Genomic DNA, 16,810 nt, shown 5'->3' with positions numbered 1-16,810 from the left:
ATTTCCAGAAATAGAACAACTTCCCTATTCCATCTTAACAATAAAAGGACCTCCGGAAAAGTGCAATTCCTTTAAATCATAACATGATATCACATTGTTTCATAAACTTGACACAAAAAAAGCGGTAAACCTGATAAGTAGGTTTACCGCTTCCTAAAAGCTGAAATTAGCCTTTTAATTTATTACGTAATACCATTTGAAGGATACCACCGTGACGGTAGTAGTCGATTTCGATTTCGGAATCGAAACGAACAAGTACATCAAATTCTTTTACGTTTCCAGCTTCATCAGTAGCTGTAACTGTTACGATATCACGTGGTTTAACTGTTTCGTCGATTTTAACTGCAATCGCTTCTTTACCAGTCAATCCTAGTGTTTCAGCGTTTTCGCCTTCTTTGAATTGAAGAGGAAGAACACCCATTAACGCAAGGTTAGAACGGTGAATACGTTCGAAGCTTTCAGCGATAACTGTTTTGATGCCAAGAAGGTTAGTACCTTTTGCAGCCCAGTCACGAGAGCTTCCCATACCATAGTCTTTACCAGCAATTACAGCAAGACCTGTTCCATCAGCTTTGTATTTCATACAAGCATCATAGATAGCCATTACGTCGCCAGTTGGCCAGTAAGTAGTGAAACCACCTTCTGTACCTGGAGCAACTTGGTTACGGATACGAATGTTAGCGAATGTTCCGCGCATCATTGCTTCATGATTACCACGACGAGAACCGTAAGAGTTAAAGTCACGTGGTTTCACTCCGTTTTCACGAAGGTAAATACCAGCTGGTGTATCTTTACCGATTGCACCTGCAGGTGAAATGTGGTCAGTTGTTACTGAGTCACCGAATTTACCTACTACGCGCAAGCCGGAAAGCGGGTTAACGGAACCTGGTTCTGGTGATAATCCTTCAAAGAATGGAGGATTTTGAATGTATGTTGATTTAGAATCGAAAGCATAAATCGCTTCGTTGCTTGTTTGGATTTCATTCCAACGTTTGTTATCGTTGAATACTGTTTCGTATTCTTTACGGAATAATTCCGGTGTAACTGTTGCTTTAACAGCAGCGTTAACTTCTTCTTGTGATGGCCAGATATCAGCAAGATATACATCGTTACCATCTTTGTCTTTACCAAGGGAATCATTGTTAAGATCGAAGTCCACAGTTCCAGCAAGAGCATAAGCTACAACCAAAGTAGGTGAAGCAAGATAGTTTGCTTTTACAAGTGGGTGAATACGACCTTCAAAGTTACGGTTACCAGAAAGTACTGAAGTTACTAATAGATCTGCTTCAGCAACAGCTGCTTCGATTTCATCAGCCAATGGACCTGAGTTACCGATACATGTTGTACAGCCGTAACCAACTACGTTGAATCCTAATTGATCAAGGTATGGTTGAAGACCTGCATCACGAAGGTAACCAGTAACAACTTTAGAACCTGGTGCCAATGATGTTTTTACATAATCCGGAACAGTCAAGCCTTTTTCAACTGCTTTTTTAGCAATAAGACCTGCCCCAAGCATTACGTATGGGTTAGAAGTATTTGTACAGCTTGTGATTGCAGCAATTGCGATCGCACCTGTTTTCATTACCGTTTCTTTACCATCGGCAAATTTAACAGTTACTTCTTTATCCAATTCAGAATTGTCCATGCCGAAACCTTGGTTACCCATAGGTGCATTGATAGCATCATGGAAAGATTGTTTCATTTGAGAAAGTGGAATCAAATCTTGCGGGCGTTTAGGGCCTGAAAGGTTTGGTTCAATTGCTGAAAGGTCGATTTCCACAACATCATTGTATGCTGGATCTTCGTTTTCAGGAGAGTAGAACAATCCATTTTCTTTGCAGTAAGATTCAACCACTTTAATTTGTTTTTCATCACGGCCTGTTAAACGCATGTAATCGATCGCTTCTGCATCGACAGGGAAGAAACCAACTGTAGCACCATATTCAGGAGCCATGTTAGCGATTGTTGCACGGTCAGCAAGTGGAAGGTATCCTACTCCAGGACCGTAGAACTCAACAAACTTACCAACTACGCCGTGTGCACGAAGAACTTGAGTCACTTTCAATGCAAGGTCAGTAGCTGTTGTTCCTTTAGGAAGTTGACCAGTCAGTTTTACACCGACTACTTTAGGTACTGGGAAGTATGAAGGCTGTCCAAGCATGCCTGCTTCTGCTTCGATACCGCCGACGCCCCAACCAAGAACACCAATACCGTTGATCATTGTAGTATGAGAATCTGTACCGAATACAGAGTCAGGGAATACTTCAAAATCGCCGTTTGGAGTTTCAACTGCATGCACTACGTTCGCAAGGTACTCAAGGTTAACTTGGTGAACGATACCAGTTGCTGGTGGAACCGCACGGTAGTTATTGAATGATTTTTGAGCCCAGCTTAGGAACTGGTAACGCTCTGCATTACGTTCGAATTCAAGATCCATATTGGCATCAAGGGAATCGATTGTACCTGCTTTATCAACTTGTACAGAGTGGTCAATTACAAGGTCAACTGGAATTTCCGGGTTGATTTTGTCAGGATCTCCACCAAGTGCAGCGAATGCATTACGTAGAGAAGCTAAATCAACAACAACTGGAACACCAGTGAAATCTTGTAGGATAACACGAGATGGTTTGAAAGGAACATCTATATCTTGTTGCTCGCTTGTTCCCCATTTAGCAAGGTTCGCAACATGTTCTTTTGTGATTACTCTTCCGTCTACTTGGCGAAGTACTGCTTCAAGTAACACTTTAATGGAATATGGAAGGCGAGATACTTGGCCGTCCCCTGCTTTTTCAATAGCGTCTAGGCTGTAGTAGTTGTAGCGTTTCCCTTCAATTTCAAAGGACTTACGCGCTTGGTATACGTCATTTTTCGTCATGAATATTACCCCCTATTAAACTGTCAGAACGTATTCTGCACATAAAAGTAAAACCTGGTTCACTGAAACCATGTTTACTATAAATATAAGTAAAAAAGTTAGTTTGTCGAATTTTCTCTCTCTTCTCCCACCCTAACTCTTCCTTCAACTTAATACTAATATAGAAATGAGTATAAGTAAATAACAAGAAAGTTATTGTTTTTGATAAGTTTCTCTTATAGAAAAAAATCCCCCACATATTAAAGTGCATTTAGGAAGCGATGCTGATATGAGTTTTATTGAAAATACCCTTATTTATGGGCTGATAAATTATTCCAACAAAACATATTAGTACTTCATACATAATCATTCGACATTATCGCATTCTATGGGTGGAGGTGTCGAAATGACAAAACAAAAGGCAAATCATGTTATACCGGGTATGAATGCTGCAAAAGCGCAAGGTAATGGGGCTGGATACAATGATGAATTGGGAAATGAACCGCCATTATCGGAAATGCAAAGGCAAAACAATAAAAAAAGAAAGAAAAACCAATGATTTCCCTCATTTCTAGGCTTTAAACAGGATAGGCTTTTTGAAATGGCAGTTGTACTGCATTTTTCAAAAAGCCTATTCCATTCTAAAATCAGGAAACGCAAAAGTAAAACGCACAAAAGACGATAGAACCTGTCACTCAATAGTCCTCAGAATTCACCTCATTGACGATTGACTGAATATCCTGTTCGAATTTCCTCAATTGTTCTTTCTGATGTTCGGAAGCGGTGACTAAAGCTGATTGTATTTGCTGATAGGCCTCGTTCACTTCCTGCTTCACATGTTTCAATTCCGTTCCGTAATTCGGTGCGTTCTTCTCAATGGATGAGTATACATCAAATACTTGCTGATAACTTTGCTGGGCTTCCTGGAAAGCCCTTCGCTTATCTTGTTTATCCTGCATTTGGTTCAGCTCCTTAATTATAGTGTCCATCAATAGCATGTACGAGGTTTGCAAATATATGTATGTGAATAAAATTTCACGGACTGATTATCTTAAGAGATAGGAGGGATCGAACATGAACAAAAACGATGGTAAAGATATTCGAAAAAATGCTCCTAAAGGAAATAATCCAGGTCAACCTGCACCGTTAAGCGGTTCTCATAAGGTGAAAAACAGACAGCATTCCCGTCAGAAGCATAATAGCAGTCATGATATGTAAGCTGCTTAAATAATCGTTCCATAACGAAAAGCGGTGCCGCCCCAAAAGGCAGACACCGCTTTCGTTTTATATTTGTGCAGCAAATAAATCACATTGAAAATGTTCGATACCTTCCTATTATAAGGGCGTCTTTTTTGGGCACTCTTTCACGGTTTAAACGTGAATTTCAAGTCCGTGCCAATCCATTTCAGCCAAAATAACGATGATATAATGTTTTTGCCTCTGCAATATCTTTTGTTCCATGAATCAACGCCCGTCCGTCTTTAAAAACGACTAACCGATGGGTTCCGATAGTAAATGAAAGTAAATAAGGATTCCTGACGATCTTACCACCTTGTGCGAGAAGATATTCTTCGAGTTCCGCCAAGTCTCGTTCAAGCTTGATTGCCGGCCGAATCTGGACAGAATCCCTTCCGCATAAAACGGCTGTCTTTGTTCGATTTGAATAAGAGAGGTGGGGATACGTTCGATTTGACCCGCAGGACAAACAAGTATCTTTTTTTAATTGCGCTACATTTATGGATGAATGTTCATTTTTCCAAAGATCAAATGAAACGATTTTGTTTCTTAGCGATGCATGATCTTCGACAAGGATTTTTAAAGCTTCCGCCATTTGATGAGCAACGACCGTTTGAACAGCAGGGCTGATGATTCCCGCCGTATCACATGTCAGACCTCCCATCGGAACCGTTTCCAGCAAACAATTCAAACATGGGGTCGCCTCCGGAATCACCGTGTAACTTATCCCATAACTTCCTACACAGGCACCGTAAATCCACGGTATTTTATATTTTTGCGCAGTATCGTTGATAAGCATCCTGGTGTCGAAATTATCGGTGGCATCCAATATTAAATCCACGCCTTCAACCAGCTTCGCCAATTCATCAACCGAAACATCTGCCACAAATGAAGTTACGATAACGTCCGAATTTAGCGCTTGCAAACGATTCTTTGCTGCCACTGCTTTCGGTATTCTTTTTTGTGCATCTTCTTCACAATAAAGCTGTTGTCTTTGAAGGTTGCTCCACTCTACATAATCCCTGTCAACAATGGTGAGTTTCCCAATTCCGGCTCGTACAAGACCTTCCGCAGTTCCCGTACCGAGAGCACCCGCTCCAATCACCAAAACGTGCTTTTTGCGAATTTTCATTTGCCCTTCTGCTCCAATAGGGCCAAAAAGTTCTTGACGTGAATAACGTTCACTCATCCAATGCTCAATCCTTCAACTGGACTGCTTGCTATCGCGTAATCATTTTTTTCGATTCTTCCTGCTTCATACCCCAATCGACCTGCCTCAATGGCAAGTTTCATTGCTTTCGACATTTTGACGGGGTCTTTTGCTCCCGAAACAGCAGTGTTAAGCAATACGCCATCCGCCCCTAATTCCATGGCGATAACCGCATCGGAGGGAGTTCCAATCCCTGCATCAACAATTACCGGAACCTCAGATTGTTCCATGATGAAGCGTAAGTTCAATGGGTTTATAATGCCCTGACCAGAGCCAATTGGTGAAGCTCCAGGCATGATTGCATGGCACCCCACTTCTTCCAGGCGTTTAGCGAGCAACACATCATCCGAAGTATAAGGTAATACGGTGAATCCGAGTTTCACTAATTCTTCAGCAGCTTTCAATGTTTCAATCGGATCAGGCAGCAAAGTTTTTTGACAGCCAATGACTTCTACCTTAATCATGTCACATAAGCCAGATGCCTTTGCTAGATGGGCTATGCGTACTGCTTCCTTGGCTGTTTTAGCTCCTGCTGTATTGGGAAGGAGTGTGTACTTTTTCAAATCTAGCTTTTCTAAAAAATTGGGCTGGCTGGCTTCAAAAATGTTCATTCTCCGGACCGCAAATGTTAATATTTCCGTCCCCGAAACCTCTACTGATTGCTTTTGAACATCGAAATTTGGATATTTTCCAGTACCTAATAGTAATCTTGAAGAAAATTCATACGAACCAATCTTTAACATAATCATCCGCCTCCTACAAAATGTACAATCTCTACCTTGTCTCCATTTGACAAAAGTGTTTCACTTAAACTTTCTTTTGCTAATATTTCATCATTCAATTCAACAATCACTACTTTTTGATGTAAATTAAAGTGTTGCAAAAGCCCTGTAACTGTTGATTCATCGGCAGGAATCCGTATTTTTTCGCCGTTAATGACCAATTCCAATTCATCCACCTCCATTAAGAAAAAAGGGTCTGTATCGAACGATCCAATCGAAAAGCGGACCATTCGGGATTTGTCTTCCCTTCTAAAATATCCGCTATAAGTACACCTGTAATTGGAGAAAGCAGGATGCCATTCCTGTAGTGCCCCGTTGCAATGAAAAGTCCTTTGCATGCCGGATGTTCACCAAAGTATGGCAAGCCGTCCCCAGTTTGTGGGCGTATACCTGCCCAGGTCTTTTCCAATTCGGTCCCTTTAATCGCCGGAAGCAATTGCGTTGCTCTTTCTATTAAAGTAGAAATCCCGTCAAGACTTACCTTTTGATCGAAAGTGCCCGCCTTAACCGTTGCCCCGACAATGATTCTTCCGCCTACTTTGGGCACAAGATAGCAGCCATGCGAGAAGACCGTTTTTTCAAGCAATGGACGATCGGTCAGGACGGAAAAGCACTCTCCCTTTACAGGATAACTGTCGAGTTTCATCCCTGATTTTTCAAGGAGGAAAGCACTCCAAGCCCCACCTGCCACGATGACATTTTCACTTGAAAATGCACCTATGTTCGTCACCACTCCCGTTACACATCCGTTTTCAGTAACCAAATCGGAGACATGAACAAATTCCTTTATATCTACACCAAGGGCAGCGGCAGATTCAGTAAAAGCGAGCGACAGCCTAGTGGCTGAAACTTGTCCATCCTTAGGAATGAACATGGCTCCTTTAATCTCATCCGAAAGAAGCGGTTCCGTTTTCCTTATTTCGGCAGTCGATAGCCATTCAGCCTCAAGTCCCGCATCTTGCTGGGCTCTAATCATGTTCTTCAACTCGGCTACCTGATCATTCGTTAGCGCCACCTTGAACATGCCCTTGTTCACTAATTCGATGTCTATTCCACTTATGTCTTTTAATTCTTCCGCCAGTGCAGGAAACATCCCCCTGCTTCGGCTTGCCAATGTAAAAAGCGGGTTATCAGCATCCAACTCGGCTTGTGCCCCTAACATCCCGGCTGCAGCACTGGATGCTTTGCTAACAAGTCTATCTTTTTCCAATAAAAGGACCTTTTTACCTCGTTTGGCTAATTGAAAAGCAATGGATCCACCTATTACTCCTCCCCCAACAATGATTGCATCATATATGGAATTCATCTTATGTCTCCTTTCCCAAAGACTTCGCATATTCTTTAACGGCTTCAATCGGATTTTCAGCTTCAAGAACCCCTGACATGACCGCAATTCCACGTGCCCCCGCATCCAGCACGATTTGGCAATTGAAAGGTGTTATTCCGCCTATCGCAATTATCGGAAGATTGACATTTCTTGAGATTGCATGAAGCTCCTCAACTCCCCTAGGAGGAAGGCCGATTTTTGAATCCGTTTCAAAAACATGTCCATATATCGCGTAATCGGCCCCTTTGCTGAATGCGGCATTCGCTTCATCCATGGAATGGATCGAACAGCCAACATTCATCCCTGGAAAAGCTCCTTTTACGACTCCCGCATCTAAACTATGAAAAGCCAATTGCACACCAAATACTTTGTGTACCCAAGCTACATCCACCCGATCATTAATGATGATCTTAGAAAGCGGGATCTTATTATCATGTAGCAGGGTCACTGCTCGATAAAGTTCCGATGCACTCATATGCTTTTCCCTTAGATAAAAGAAATCAACATGTTCCTGAATGTTTGAAGCGATTTCCACAAACTTTTCAATTGGCTGTTTCCCAGTAGAAATAATATGCAATTCATGTGCATTCATACTAAGGACTCCTAACAAGTAAAGTTACAATCTCATAAAATCAAATAGAAACTAACGGGAATTGAATCGACAGATAAAAGCCGGCCAACAACAGGATGATAAAATACAAAATGAAACCATGGTCCTTTTTTGAAAACCCAAACTCATAATAGAATGTTCGTTCTCGTGTGTCTGTAAATCGCTTTGCTTCCATCGCAACCGCGATTCGGTGAGCACGTCTTATGCTTCCGGATAACAACGGGATGGAATAGGCTTTCATTTTAAAATATAACGCTTTTATCCCTTTTCCCCTTTCGAAGCCGCGTACCTTCATCGCATTTCGTATCGTTTGGAACTCCTCCATCATGATGGGAATCAGCCTTAATGCCGCCATGAAACTATAGGCATATTTCGGTTTAAGCTTAACTTGCTGCATTAACGAATAAAACAAGTTCACTGGCCTCGTAGTTAAGGAAAAAGTTAAGCCAAGGACCGCAAAGAACAAAGCTCGAAAGCCTACCAGTAATCCCCTAATGAAACTTTCTTCAGTAATCGATATAAGGCCCCACTCAAACCAAAGCGTCTCACCTTGCCCGAATAATATCATTGCAGAAGAGGTGGAGATAAAAATGAAACAAAAGGGAATCGACAAAAGTAAGATGCGTTTTATCGAATGCCCGGTAAAAAACAAAAACAAAAGTAATACGCCAATGGTGATATTCATCATATAATTCAGGTCATGAATGAATAACGCCACGATGCATAACACAATCAGTACACCAAGTTTAAGGCTTGGATTAATTCTATGGAGCCATGTTTCTGCATTTGAATCATTCATCTACATGACACTCCTTTTAACTTTGGTCTCCACAAATCCTGATTGCACAATGTTTTCATCACTTATTACGTTTCCATCCTTAACCGTCCAGATCCTGGTTGCAAAGTTTTTTGAAATATGATCATCATGAGTTACCATGATCACTGTTATTCCACGCCTTCGATATTCCTCAAACCATTCCAGTAATGCAAAGGTATTTTTCGAATCTTGGCCAAAGGTTGGCTCATCCAGGAGAATGATTTTTTTGTCTATAACGATTGAGGCGGCTACGCTTAAGCGACGCTTTTGACCCATTGATAATTGAAACGGGTGTTTATCCCGATGTGCCTCCAGGCGGAACACTTTAAGCAATGAGCGGACTCTCTCATCTATTTCTTGTTGCGGCCTTTTATCAATTCGCAATGAATAAGCAATCTCTTCATATACAGTATTTGCAACGAACTGAAACTCAGGATTTTGAAAGACAAACGTCATATGATCCGTTGGATTTTTCACCTTTTTAATCGGTGTTCCCAATAATTCATACTTACCATTCGTTTTTATGAACTGCATCAGTGCATGCAAAAGTGTACTCTTCCCCGCGCCATTTTCACCCCTGATTACAATCCATTCACCTGAATGGACCTTCAGCTCGTCAACCTTGATTTTTTCCTCTTTATTTCGAAAACCGCTAAAGCCTTGCACATTCATAAGAGGTGAATCATCTGTAAATGGGTGTTCCCGAATCGGTGCATAATTCTGTATATATTCACCCCAAACACCTGGGAACCAAATTCCATATTCCTTCATTTCATTTTTATATAGTGAAAGAATGGTGTCTCTTGGACCATCAGCTATGATTTGACCATCATCGTTAAAAAGCACGATTCGTTCGATGAATTCTAAAACATGGTCAATTTTATGCTCGACGATAATAACCGTTTTGTCTCGTCCGACTTCCTTCAGCAATTCCCAGATTTCTTTCGTTCCTTCCGGATCAAGCATGGCGGTTGGCTCATCTAAAAATATCACTTCTGGTTCAAGGGCCAATACTGAAGCGATTGCCAGACGCTGTTTCATCCCGCCTGATAATGTTTCAATACTTGTATGGCCCAGGTTCAATCCTACTTTACGGAAATGATTTTGAATCTTCTCTTTCATTTCTTCTTTAGGGACGGAAAGATTCTCAAGGACGAAGGCAATTTCCTCATCGGCAAATGGCATGCAAAACTGACTATCAGGATCTTGAAAAACATACCCCCACGAAGAAGGGCATTTCAATTTTTCCGCTTTCATCGGTACTTCGATGGAATTCGGAATCAATCCGCTTAACACTTGTAAAAGGGTCGACTTACCACAACCTGATGGCCCCAACAATAGCACTTTTTCTCCTTGATCAAACGTTAATGATAGGTCCTTGAATATCAAAGATTCATCACCGGGATATTTCATTCTTAACTTTTCAACAGAAACGATTGGTTCCATGGCCCTCAACCTCTACTTTTGATCCAGTTCTGCATAATCTTTATTTGAAACCGGACGCACAAGATTTGTTACTCCTGTTGCTTCCAGGACTTTAACTAGATAATAAGCGGTCACACCTGCAAAGAATATGGAACCCACAAACCTCGCTATCATGAATAACGATAGATTCCAAGTTGAAAGCGCACCTATTTCCCCGTATGCAAAATCCATAATAACTGATGCCAGGCAGGAAGCTATCGCAGCTAAAACGGCCACCGGCATATTGAATTTTTTATATTTGAAAGCCATGAACACCAGTTCCGCGAACAAACCTTGTACCACCCCATATAACAGTACGGTCAGCCCCCATGGTGAACCAAGGAAGAACTCCCCGGAAGCTGCAGCTATCTCCGCCAAAAGTGCCACACCCGGTTTCCGTAAAATTAAGAAGGCGACGGGGCCAGCTATAAACCACATTCCATAAATAAGTTGATCCAGATGTAATCCTAACGGTTTAACTGAATAATAAATCGAACCCCAAAGGATATAAACGATTCCAAATGCTACCGCAATCACGATCGTGACCAATATGTCCGTTAATTTCAAACCTTTTTTCATTGTTTCATTCCCCTTTATACTTCTAGTGTTTCCTTATGCACAGGCCATGTCTCTAAACGATAAGCCATTTCCCAAAATGAGTATTCATATTGGCTGCTGAGGATAAAATGCTCTTTCATTCTTTCCTTATCTTCGTCTGTCACTTTTTCAGCAATCTCATCAAGCCTCGCAATTTGTTCTTCCACCAAAGTGCGAAACCACTCCCCTCCGTAAGCCGCTATCCATTCTTGATAAATCGGCTCCTCCGGCATGCACCCTTGCAGCTTTTCACCTATTTCATAATAAAGCCAGTAACACGGCAAGATAGCTGCAATAACATCTCCTAAATGTCCCGAATAAGCCGCACGATACATATGGGAAGTATAAGCATAAGCGGTCGGGGCTGGTTTGAAATTATCCCGTTCTTCTTTTGTGATCCCTAATCTCTCAGAAAAATTCTCATGAAGCTTCAACTCCGCTTCATATGTTCCTTGTGCATGGCCGGCAAGCCTGCTTGTTGTATGTAAATCAGTAGCTTTAACTGCTCCTAAAGCTTGAACCCTAGCAAAATGAGATAAATAATAGGAATCTTGCATAACATAGAAACGGAAACACTCCAATGGCAAAGTGCCATCTCCTATTCCTGCAACAAACGGGTGATTAAAGCTAGCTTCCCAAATGTGATCCACTTCCTGACGAATTTCCTCTGAAAATTTCATGACCATTACCTCCAAATTATTTTTTTTAATCAATGTTACGGAAAAAAACTTTTATCACCCCTTTTTTTGCAAACAAAAAACCACTTTCTTAAACGTAAAGAAAGTGGTTGTACTTGAAATAATACAGAAACGTATTGTTCCAGACCCCACTTCCCTACGCTGGTATAAACCAGATCAGGTTCTAAGGGTCTTAAAGTCATACTTTAATCTCAGCTTCTGCGGTAAAAATCAACTTTCACCTATAAAGCACCCCTAGTGGTACAAATTGTATATTAAATTTCATTTGCCTTTATATTAACACGATAAATCCAATTGTCAAACGTATTAGAAAAAGTTTTCAACTTAATGATTTAGGGTTACTAACCTTTCAATCTTGCATATACACCATTTACCCGGCAGTTTAACGGCACTTTAATCAATGGGTTTCATTACGTAATTTCCTCGTGAATTCTACTGTTTTACTCGTGAATTTGGCCGGTTTACTCGTGAATTCAGCTGCTTTACTCGTGAATTTGGCAGGTTTACTCGTGAATTCAGCTGCTTTACTCGTGAAATTGATTTTTCTTGGGATTTCTGCTGCTTTACTCGTGAATTCTTTTATTCTCTAAAAAACAATATTATACATTCGATGTTGCTTTTAGTTTTAATATTTTGCTCGATCTGTAGTTTATCATAGCTGCCATAATTCCGGTTTCCTTGATTTAATTCTATTAATATATTCTTCCCCGGTTTTAATGCCCATTAGAATCCCCTTATTTTACAAACTGTTTAGCAGACCCCATTTTCGCTCGATAAAAAGTAAGCGCTTCCAAATATTCGGAATGTAACTCCTGGATTTCACCGATGAACAATACATGATCACCAGCATCATACTCTCTCCATGGTTTGCATTCCATCCAGGCAACACTTCCATTTATTTTTGGCGAAATTCCCTTGTTATCCCAGTCGGTTTTAAACGTTTCCTATTTACTGCCCGCAAATTGCCATGCAATGGCTTCCTGTTCATCCGACAAAATATTAATGGTAAAAGATTTATCTTTCATGCTAGTGCAGGCTTTTGCTTCTTTATGAATACTAAAGCAAGCGGTGGATCCAAGGAAACCGAAGGAAAAGAATTCTCAGTAATCCCCTTTTGAACTTTCCATCAAACCAGCTCACTATTGTGACGCCGGTTAGGGATTTCCCAAAGCAACTTCTCAACTCGCACCCATCCACCTCATCACCTCCTACTCTTTTATTATGAATTCATTATAGTAAACTTAATATTTTTAAAACCATATAATTTCATAATGTGAAATTACAGGAAAAATTTATAATTGTGAACTATCAAAAGAATTCCCCGAAGAAATGACTTTCATTACCGCATTATCAAAAATCAGTGTTAAACTATCCATGTTCATTCATATTTCCAGCTTTATTAATAACGGACTTTTTTGTTCTTGACTTGAATAGATGAAAGTGGTGAGGAAAGTTTCAATTTTGCGTACATTTAGAAAGTTCTACCAATTTTTCGTGGATATACCTTTAAAAAAAGGAGTGGTTTTGAATTACCGTTACGAGGTAAAAGCTGTAATCGGAACAGGAAGCTACGGTATTATTTATCTTTGCAATGATTTGAAAAAAAAAGAAAATATAGTGATCAAGCAGCTCCGGAAAAGTAAACGCCGCAGCAAAAAAGAGCTGAAGCAGTTTGAAAATGAAATTTCCATTTTACGAATGTTAAACCACAAAAACATCCCCAAATTTCACGAGAAATTTTCACATGAGGGAAATGTTTATTTTGTGATGGATTTCATAGAAGGAGATAATTTGGAAGACCATATTTTCTTGAATCATATAACATTCAATGAGAAAGAGTCTCTATTTTTTCTGGATGAGCTGGTCGTTTTAGTATCTTATCTACATGACCATGACATTTCCCATCAAGATTTACGTATACCAAATATTTTACTAAAGAACAATCAGCCCATTTTGATAGACTTTGGTTTGTCTAAAAAGATCAATTCGGCCGATTTTACTAAAGAAACCATGTTGCAGCTGAAAAGGCAGGATTTTTACGACTTGGGGGAAATACTTCTATATGCACTTTATACGACTTACGCCTCCAAAAGTAAAAAGACTCTTCCTTGGACAGAAGAGCTTTCGTTAGAAAAAGAAACCGTGCATTTACTGAAAAGGTTATTAAGCATCCAAGAACCTTATTCAGATATTAAAGAAATCTCAATGGACCTGCAGGCTGCATTGAAGTCAAAGAAATTGAATTAGCTGCTACTGCCGCGCCCTTTTCTCTTGTAGCGGTCACTTCCACTCATGGGATACCTTTTGTAGCCTCGGCTGCTGCTGCTGCTGCCTCGGCGATAATGACCATGTCTTCGCTCACTGCTGCCTTGGGAAAGCTGTTTGATTTTTTTCATTATTTTCTTCAGCATATCTTTCACCTCTTTTATTTTGGTTTTAAAACTTGTTATTACTTAGCCTAACATAGTCACAGTATAAACCTTACTAATAAGTACTATAATTTTTTTTCATTTATGTTACATTCCATTACTGCTTCATGAAGTGGGCTTCTTTCATTGTTGATCATGAGAACTCCCTAAATTCCTCCGTTAGATAATGGCACAAATAAATAAAAATGACTGTCTTTTACTGTTCTTCGAAGCGCATGACAGTAAACAAAAAAACCTGGCGAATATCGCATCGCCAGGTTTTTTTGTTTACTTTTTTATTTTACAGCTTCTTTTAATTCCTTACCTGCTTTAAAAGCGGGAACTTTACTAGCTGCAATTTGTATTTCTTCGCCAGTTTGCGGGTTTCTTCCTGTACGGGCAGCGCGGTCACGCACTTCAAATGTACCAAAACCAACTAATTGGATTTTTTCTTCTTTAGCAAGTGTAGCCGTGATTGTTTCAAACAATGCGTCCACTACTTTTTTTGCGTCGTCTTTTGTCAGTTCAGCTTGTGCTGCAACACTGCTCACTAATTCTGTTTTATTCATATGAACACCTCATCCTTTTATTTTGTATAAAGTATGTAGAGTAGACAACATAACATATCTTGTATGCCTCTGTCACTTAAAATGGCTAAATAAAAGGAATTATCGCTCTAAAATGATCTTTTTTAAAGGTAAAAGGGCATTGATCACATTAACCTAATGACCTTTTCAACTTTCTGCAGTTTCCAGCTGCAGCCATTGATAGATGGTATCCATATCAATGTTTTCCTCCAAATGGGATGCCAAGAGATTGTACGCTTCCTCCCTGCGCTCCGAGTCGCTTTGGACGTTTTCCTTCACTTCTTCCAACCCCTTGTTCCGTCGAATTTGGTTAACTAGTAATCTAGTGAACAGGCGATTATGGAATATCCCATGAAGATATGTTCCCATTACCTTGTTGTCATTGGAAATGGCTCCATCCTCTCTTCCATCCTTCAATAAAAGAAAGGGCCGTACTTGCGACTTCAATGTCGTTCTGCCTAAATGTATTTCGAAACCGTTAAGATTCATTTGACCTTCCATTATCCCGGCAGAAAGGACACCTTCCATTTGTACCGTTTTCTTTTCTGCTTGAAATACGGTTTCCACCGGAAGAAGCGAGAGCCCATCTGCGTTCTCACCGTCACCTTCGACCGCGTCAGGATCGAAAAGTTTAGTCCCTAGCATTTGAAAACCGCCGCATATGCCAAATATCATCGTTCCTTGTTTCCGCAGTTCATTGATGGCCCGATCCAACCCCATACGATTCAACCACTCTAAATCTTCCATCGTGTTTTTTGTACCAGGCAAAATAAGCAGATCGGGATTACCTAACTCATGGACACTGCTTACCAGGCGGACACCTACTCCGGGTTCATCAAAAAAAGGATCCACATCTGTAAAGTTGGAGATCCGCGGAAATCTCAAGACGGCTACATCGATCGGAAACTCAGCCTTTTTAGGTTTTTTAAAACGTAAGGAAGAGAGGGCAAGTGAATCTTCCGCTTCAATATTCACGTCAAGATAGGGCAGCACCCCGAGAACCGGAATCCCGGTTTCCTTTTCCACCCATTCAATGCCATCGTCCAACAATTCACGCATGCCACGAAATTTATTGATGATGATCCCCTTTACACTATCTCGTTCATCTTGATCCAATAAAGCAAGTGTGCCGATGATGGACGCAAATACTCCACCACGATCAATATCGGCCACCAAAATGACAGCCGCATCCGTGAGTTTAGCCATTCGCATATTCGCTATATCCCGGTCCTTCAGGTTAATTTCAGCAGGACTTCCTGCCCCTTCGAGTACGATGATGTCATAGTCTTCTTGAAGTTTTTCGACCGATTTACGGATGATGGGCATAGCTTCCTGAACAAATTGGGACCGATAGCTTTTTGCATTCATATCAAGGAAATGCTTTCCGTGCACGATAACTTCGGAAACCATATCCTGCTTCGGTTTCAGTAATATCGGATTCATATCGGTCGTTGCCGTGATCCGTGCTGCTTCCGCCTGTACTCCCTGAGCCCGTCCGATTTCACCGCCATCCAAGGTTACATAAGAATTCAAAGCCATGTTTTGTGATTTGAATGGGACGACACGAAATCCTTTATTGGAAAATACCCGGCAAAATGCCGTACAAATCAAACTTTTCCCTACATCAGACGACGTCCCTTGTATCATGATGGATCGTGCCTTCATTACGCTCACCCCCTTAAAACTCTAATCCTTTGACAGCGCCGATGCCCTCGTCATAATAATGCTTGGTCGCCTCAATCGTTGAAACCAAATCGGCCATTTCCATAAGCTCTGGCCTTGCATCCCTGCCGGTAATGACTATATGCATATTAGCGGGACGATTTCGAATTGCATCGATGATTTCAGCCAATGGCAAGACATCTTCAATCGGGAATTTGGAAATCGCTAACGCATTGTTCAACTCATCCAAAACAAGTAAATCAATATCCGGATCAGTAAGTGCCAGTTTCGCCTTTTCCCATGCTAACGATAAGGCTTTGCGATGCTCTTCTGGTGTTTTGGTCCATGTAAAACCAATACCTAGCTGCTCCATTTCAACTCCTAATTTTCTCAAAGCCAATGCTTCCCCATAAGTACGCTCTGGTGATTTTATGAACTGAAGGTATTTGACATTCATTCCTCTGCCGACTGCCCTCAAAGTCACCCCTAATGAGGCAGTCGTCTTCCCTTTCCCGTTTCCTGTATAAATAAGCATTAATCCTCTGCGTGCCACTC

At 40.8% G+C, this 16,810-nt stretch carries 18 protein-coding genes and 1 riboswitch; of the genes, 3 read left to right on the top strand and 15 right to left on the bottom strand.

Translation table 11 applies throughout. The annotated features are described in order from the left end of the window. Window positions 1-166 precede the first annotated feature (166 nt). Window positions 167-2,878, bottom strand: coding sequence for an aconitate hydratase AcnA (acnA, locus tag ACIROD_RS17575; RefSeq protein WP_101221896.1), 2,712 nt, complete (start codon window positions 2,876-2,878; stop codon window positions 167-169). Between the two features lie 385 nt (window positions 2,879-3,263). Between acnA and sspO the strand changes: the two genes are divergently transcribed. Next, a complete protein-coding gene (gene sspO, locus ACIROD_RS17570; RefSeq protein WP_034312428.1) occupies window positions 3,264-3,416 on the top strand; it encodes a small acid-soluble spore protein O in 153 nt (50 codons plus the stop codon). A 136-nt stretch (window positions 3,417-3,552) separates the two neighbouring features. On the opposite strand, the gene ACIROD_RS17565 is transcribed toward sspO, so the two are convergent. Then, window positions 3,553-3,816 (bottom strand): hypothetical protein, encoded by a 264-nt coding sequence (locus ACIROD_RS17565; RefSeq protein ID WP_137018480.1) that lies wholly within the window; start codon window positions 3,814-3,816, stop codon window positions 3,553-3,555. Between the two features lie 115 nt (window positions 3,817-3,931). On the opposite strand from ACIROD_RS17565, the gene ACIROD_RS17560 reads away from it, so the two are divergent. After that, entirely contained in the window at window positions 3,932-4,075 is a 144-nt protein-coding gene (locus ACIROD_RS17560) for a small acid-soluble spore protein P (RefSeq protein ID WP_083450736.1), read from the top strand. Window positions 4,076-4,262: 187 nt separating this feature from the next. On the opposite strand, the gene ACIROD_RS17555 is transcribed toward ACIROD_RS17560, so the two are convergent. The 10 genes from ACIROD_RS17555 to ACIROD_RS17510 form a co-directional block, all read right to left on the bottom strand. Continuing rightward, entirely contained in the window at window positions 4,263-5,282 is a 1,020-nt protein-coding gene (locus ACIROD_RS17555) for a thiazole biosynthesis adenylyltransferase ThiF (RefSeq protein WP_402942481.1), read from the bottom strand. Further along, entirely contained in the window at window positions 5,279-6,046 is a 768-nt protein-coding gene (locus ACIROD_RS17550) for a thiazole synthase (protein ID WP_402942478.1), read from the bottom strand. The genes ACIROD_RS17555 and ACIROD_RS17550 overlap by 4 nt, the downstream gene beginning before the upstream one ends. Window positions 6,047-6,048: 2 nt before the next feature. Next, window positions 6,049-6,252, bottom strand: a complete 204-nt coding sequence (gene thiS / locus ACIROD_RS17545) for a sulfur carrier protein ThiS (protein WP_101221892.1) — start codon at window positions 6,250-6,252, stop codon at window positions 6,049-6,051. 14 nt (window positions 6,253-6,266) lie between these two features. After that, the gene (gene thiO, locus ACIROD_RS17540) at window positions 6,267-7,391 is read right to left on the bottom strand and encodes a glycine oxidase ThiO (protein WP_402942475.1); all 1,125 of its coding nucleotides are present in this window, start codon (window positions 7,389-7,391) and stop codon (window positions 6,267-6,269) included. A gap of 1 nt (window position 7,392) precedes the next feature. Next, window positions 7,393-8,004 carry a thiazole tautomerase TenI gene (gene tenI, locus ACIROD_RS17535; RefSeq protein ID WP_101221890.1) on the bottom strand — a complete coding sequence of 204 codons (612 nt, stop codon included), beginning with the start codon at window positions 8,002-8,004 and terminating at the stop codon, window positions 7,393-7,395. Between the two features lie 40 nt (window positions 8,005-8,044). Continuing rightward, complete coding sequence (locus ACIROD_RS17530) at window positions 8,045-8,821, bottom strand: energy-coupling factor transporter transmembrane component T family protein (protein ID WP_402942471.1); 777 nt, start codon at window positions 8,819-8,821, stop codon at window positions 8,045-8,047. Beyond that, on the bottom strand, window positions 8,822-10,285 hold the full coding sequence (locus ACIROD_RS17525) for an ABC transporter ATP-binding protein (protein WP_101221888.1): 1,464 nt from the start codon (window positions 10,283-10,285) through the stop codon (window positions 8,822-8,824). A gap of 12 nt (window positions 10,286-10,297) precedes the next feature. After that, the gene (locus tag ACIROD_RS17520) at window positions 10,298-10,882 is read right to left on the bottom strand and encodes an ECF transporter S component (RefSeq protein WP_230176404.1); all 585 of its coding nucleotides are present in this window, start codon (window positions 10,880-10,882) and stop codon (window positions 10,298-10,300) included. Window positions 10,883-10,896: 14 nt separating this feature from the next. After that, a complete protein-coding gene (gene tenA, locus ACIROD_RS17515) occupies window positions 10,897-11,580 on the bottom strand; it encodes a thiaminase II (RefSeq protein WP_101221886.1) in 684 nt (227 codons plus the stop codon). Between the two features lie 134 nt (window positions 11,581-11,714). Continuing rightward, window positions 11,715-11,844, bottom strand: a riboswitch (TPP riboswitch). Window positions 11,845-12,332: 488 nt separating this feature from the next. Next, entirely contained in the window at window positions 12,333-12,476 is a 144-nt protein-coding gene (locus tag ACIROD_RS17510) for a flavin reductase family protein (protein WP_402942466.1), read from the bottom strand. Between the two features lie 640 nt (window positions 12,477-13,116). On the opposite strand from ACIROD_RS17510, the gene ACIROD_RS17505 reads away from it, so the two are divergent. Then, window positions 13,117-13,845, top strand: a complete 729-nt coding sequence (locus ACIROD_RS17505) for a protein kinase domain-containing protein (protein WP_402942979.1) — start codon at window positions 13,117-13,119, stop codon at window positions 13,843-13,845. A gap of 457 nt (window positions 13,846-14,302) precedes the next feature. Here the strand turns inward: ACIROD_RS17505 and ACIROD_RS17500 are convergent, their stop codons facing one another. The 3 genes from ACIROD_RS17500 to ACIROD_RS17490 form a co-directional block, all read right to left on the bottom strand. Further along, window positions 14,303-14,575 carry an HU family DNA-binding protein gene (locus ACIROD_RS17500; RefSeq protein ID WP_063233522.1) on the bottom strand — a complete coding sequence of 91 codons (273 nt, stop codon included), beginning with the start codon at window positions 14,573-14,575 and terminating at the stop codon, window positions 14,303-14,305. A 165-nt stretch (window positions 14,576-14,740) separates the two neighbouring features. After that, a complete protein-coding gene (locus ACIROD_RS17495) occupies window positions 14,741-16,258 on the bottom strand; it encodes a cobyric acid synthase (RefSeq protein ID WP_402942463.1) in 1,518 nt (505 codons plus the stop codon). A 13-nt stretch (window positions 16,259-16,271) separates the two neighbouring features. Next, window positions 16,272-16,808, bottom strand: a complete 537-nt coding sequence (locus tag ACIROD_RS17490; RefSeq protein ID WP_402942460.1) for a cob(I)yrinic acid a,c-diamide adenosyltransferase — start codon at window positions 16,806-16,808, stop codon at window positions 16,272-16,274. Window positions 16,809-16,810 lie beyond the last annotated feature (2 nt).

The sequence above is a fragment of the Peribacillus sp. NPDC101481 genome, assembly GCF_044767165.1.
In the GTDB taxonomy this organism is placed as follows: domain Bacteria; phylum Bacillota; class Bacilli; order Bacillales; family DSM-1321; genus Peribacillus.
The sequence above is the reverse complement of the archived record's forward strand: the minus strand, read 5'-3'. Positions and strand labels throughout refer to the sequence as shown.

Bases quoted from the DNA above. Each gene is read 5' to 3' on its own strand.
- acnA (WP_101221896.1), bottom strand. From the start codon at position 2,878: ATGACGAAAAATGACGTATACCAAGCGCGTAAGTCCTTTGAAATTGAA.
- sspO (WP_034312428.1), top strand. From the start codon at position 3,264: ATGACAAAACAAAAGGCAAATCATGTTATACCGGGTATGAATGCTGCA.
- ACIROD_RS17565 (WP_137018480.1), bottom strand. From the start codon at position 3,816: ATGCAGGATAAACAAGATAAGCGAAGGGCTTTCCAGGAAGCCCAGCAA.
- ACIROD_RS17560 (WP_083450736.1), top strand. From the start codon at position 3,932: ATGAACAAAAACGATGGTAAAGATATTCGAAAAAATGCTCCTAAAGGA.
- ACIROD_RS17555 (WP_402942481.1), bottom strand. From the start codon at position 5,282: ATGAGTGAACGTTATTCACGTCAAGAACTTTTTGGCCCTATTGGAGCA.
- ACIROD_RS17550 (WP_402942478.1), bottom strand. From the start codon at position 6,046: ATGTTAAAGATTGGTTCGTATGAATTTTCTTCAAGATTACTATTAGGT.
- thiO (WP_402942475.1), bottom strand. From the start codon at position 7,391: ATGAATTCCATATATGATGCAATCATTGTTGGGGGAGGAGTAATAGGT.
- tenI (WP_101221890.1), bottom strand. From the start codon at position 8,004: ATGAATGCACATGAATTGCATATTATTTCTACTGGGAAACAGCCAATT.
- ACIROD_RS17530 (WP_402942471.1), bottom strand. From the start codon at position 8,821: ATGAATGATTCAAATGCAGAAACATGGCTCCATAGAATTAATCCAAGC.
- ACIROD_RS17525 (WP_101221888.1), bottom strand. From the start codon at position 10,285: ATGGAACCAATCGTTTCTGTTGAAAAGTTAAGAATGAAATATCCCGGT.
- ACIROD_RS17520 (WP_230176404.1), bottom strand. From the start codon at position 10,882: ATGAAAAAAGGTTTGAAATTAACGGACATATTGGTCACGATCGTGATT.
- tenA (WP_101221886.1), bottom strand. From the start codon at position 11,580: ATGAAATTTTCAGAGGAAATTCGTCAGGAAGTGGATCACATTTGGGAA.
- ACIROD_RS17510 (WP_402942466.1), bottom strand. From the start codon at position 12,476: ATGGAATGCAAACCATGGAGAGAGTATGATGCTGGTGATCATGTATTG.
- ACIROD_RS17500 (WP_063233522.1), bottom strand. From the start codon at position 14,575: ATGAATAAAACAGAATTAGTGAGCAGTGTTGCAGCACAAGCTGAACTG.
- ACIROD_RS17495 (WP_402942463.1), bottom strand. From the start codon at position 16,258: ATGAAGGCACGATCCATCATGATACAAGGGACGTCGTCTGATGTAGGG.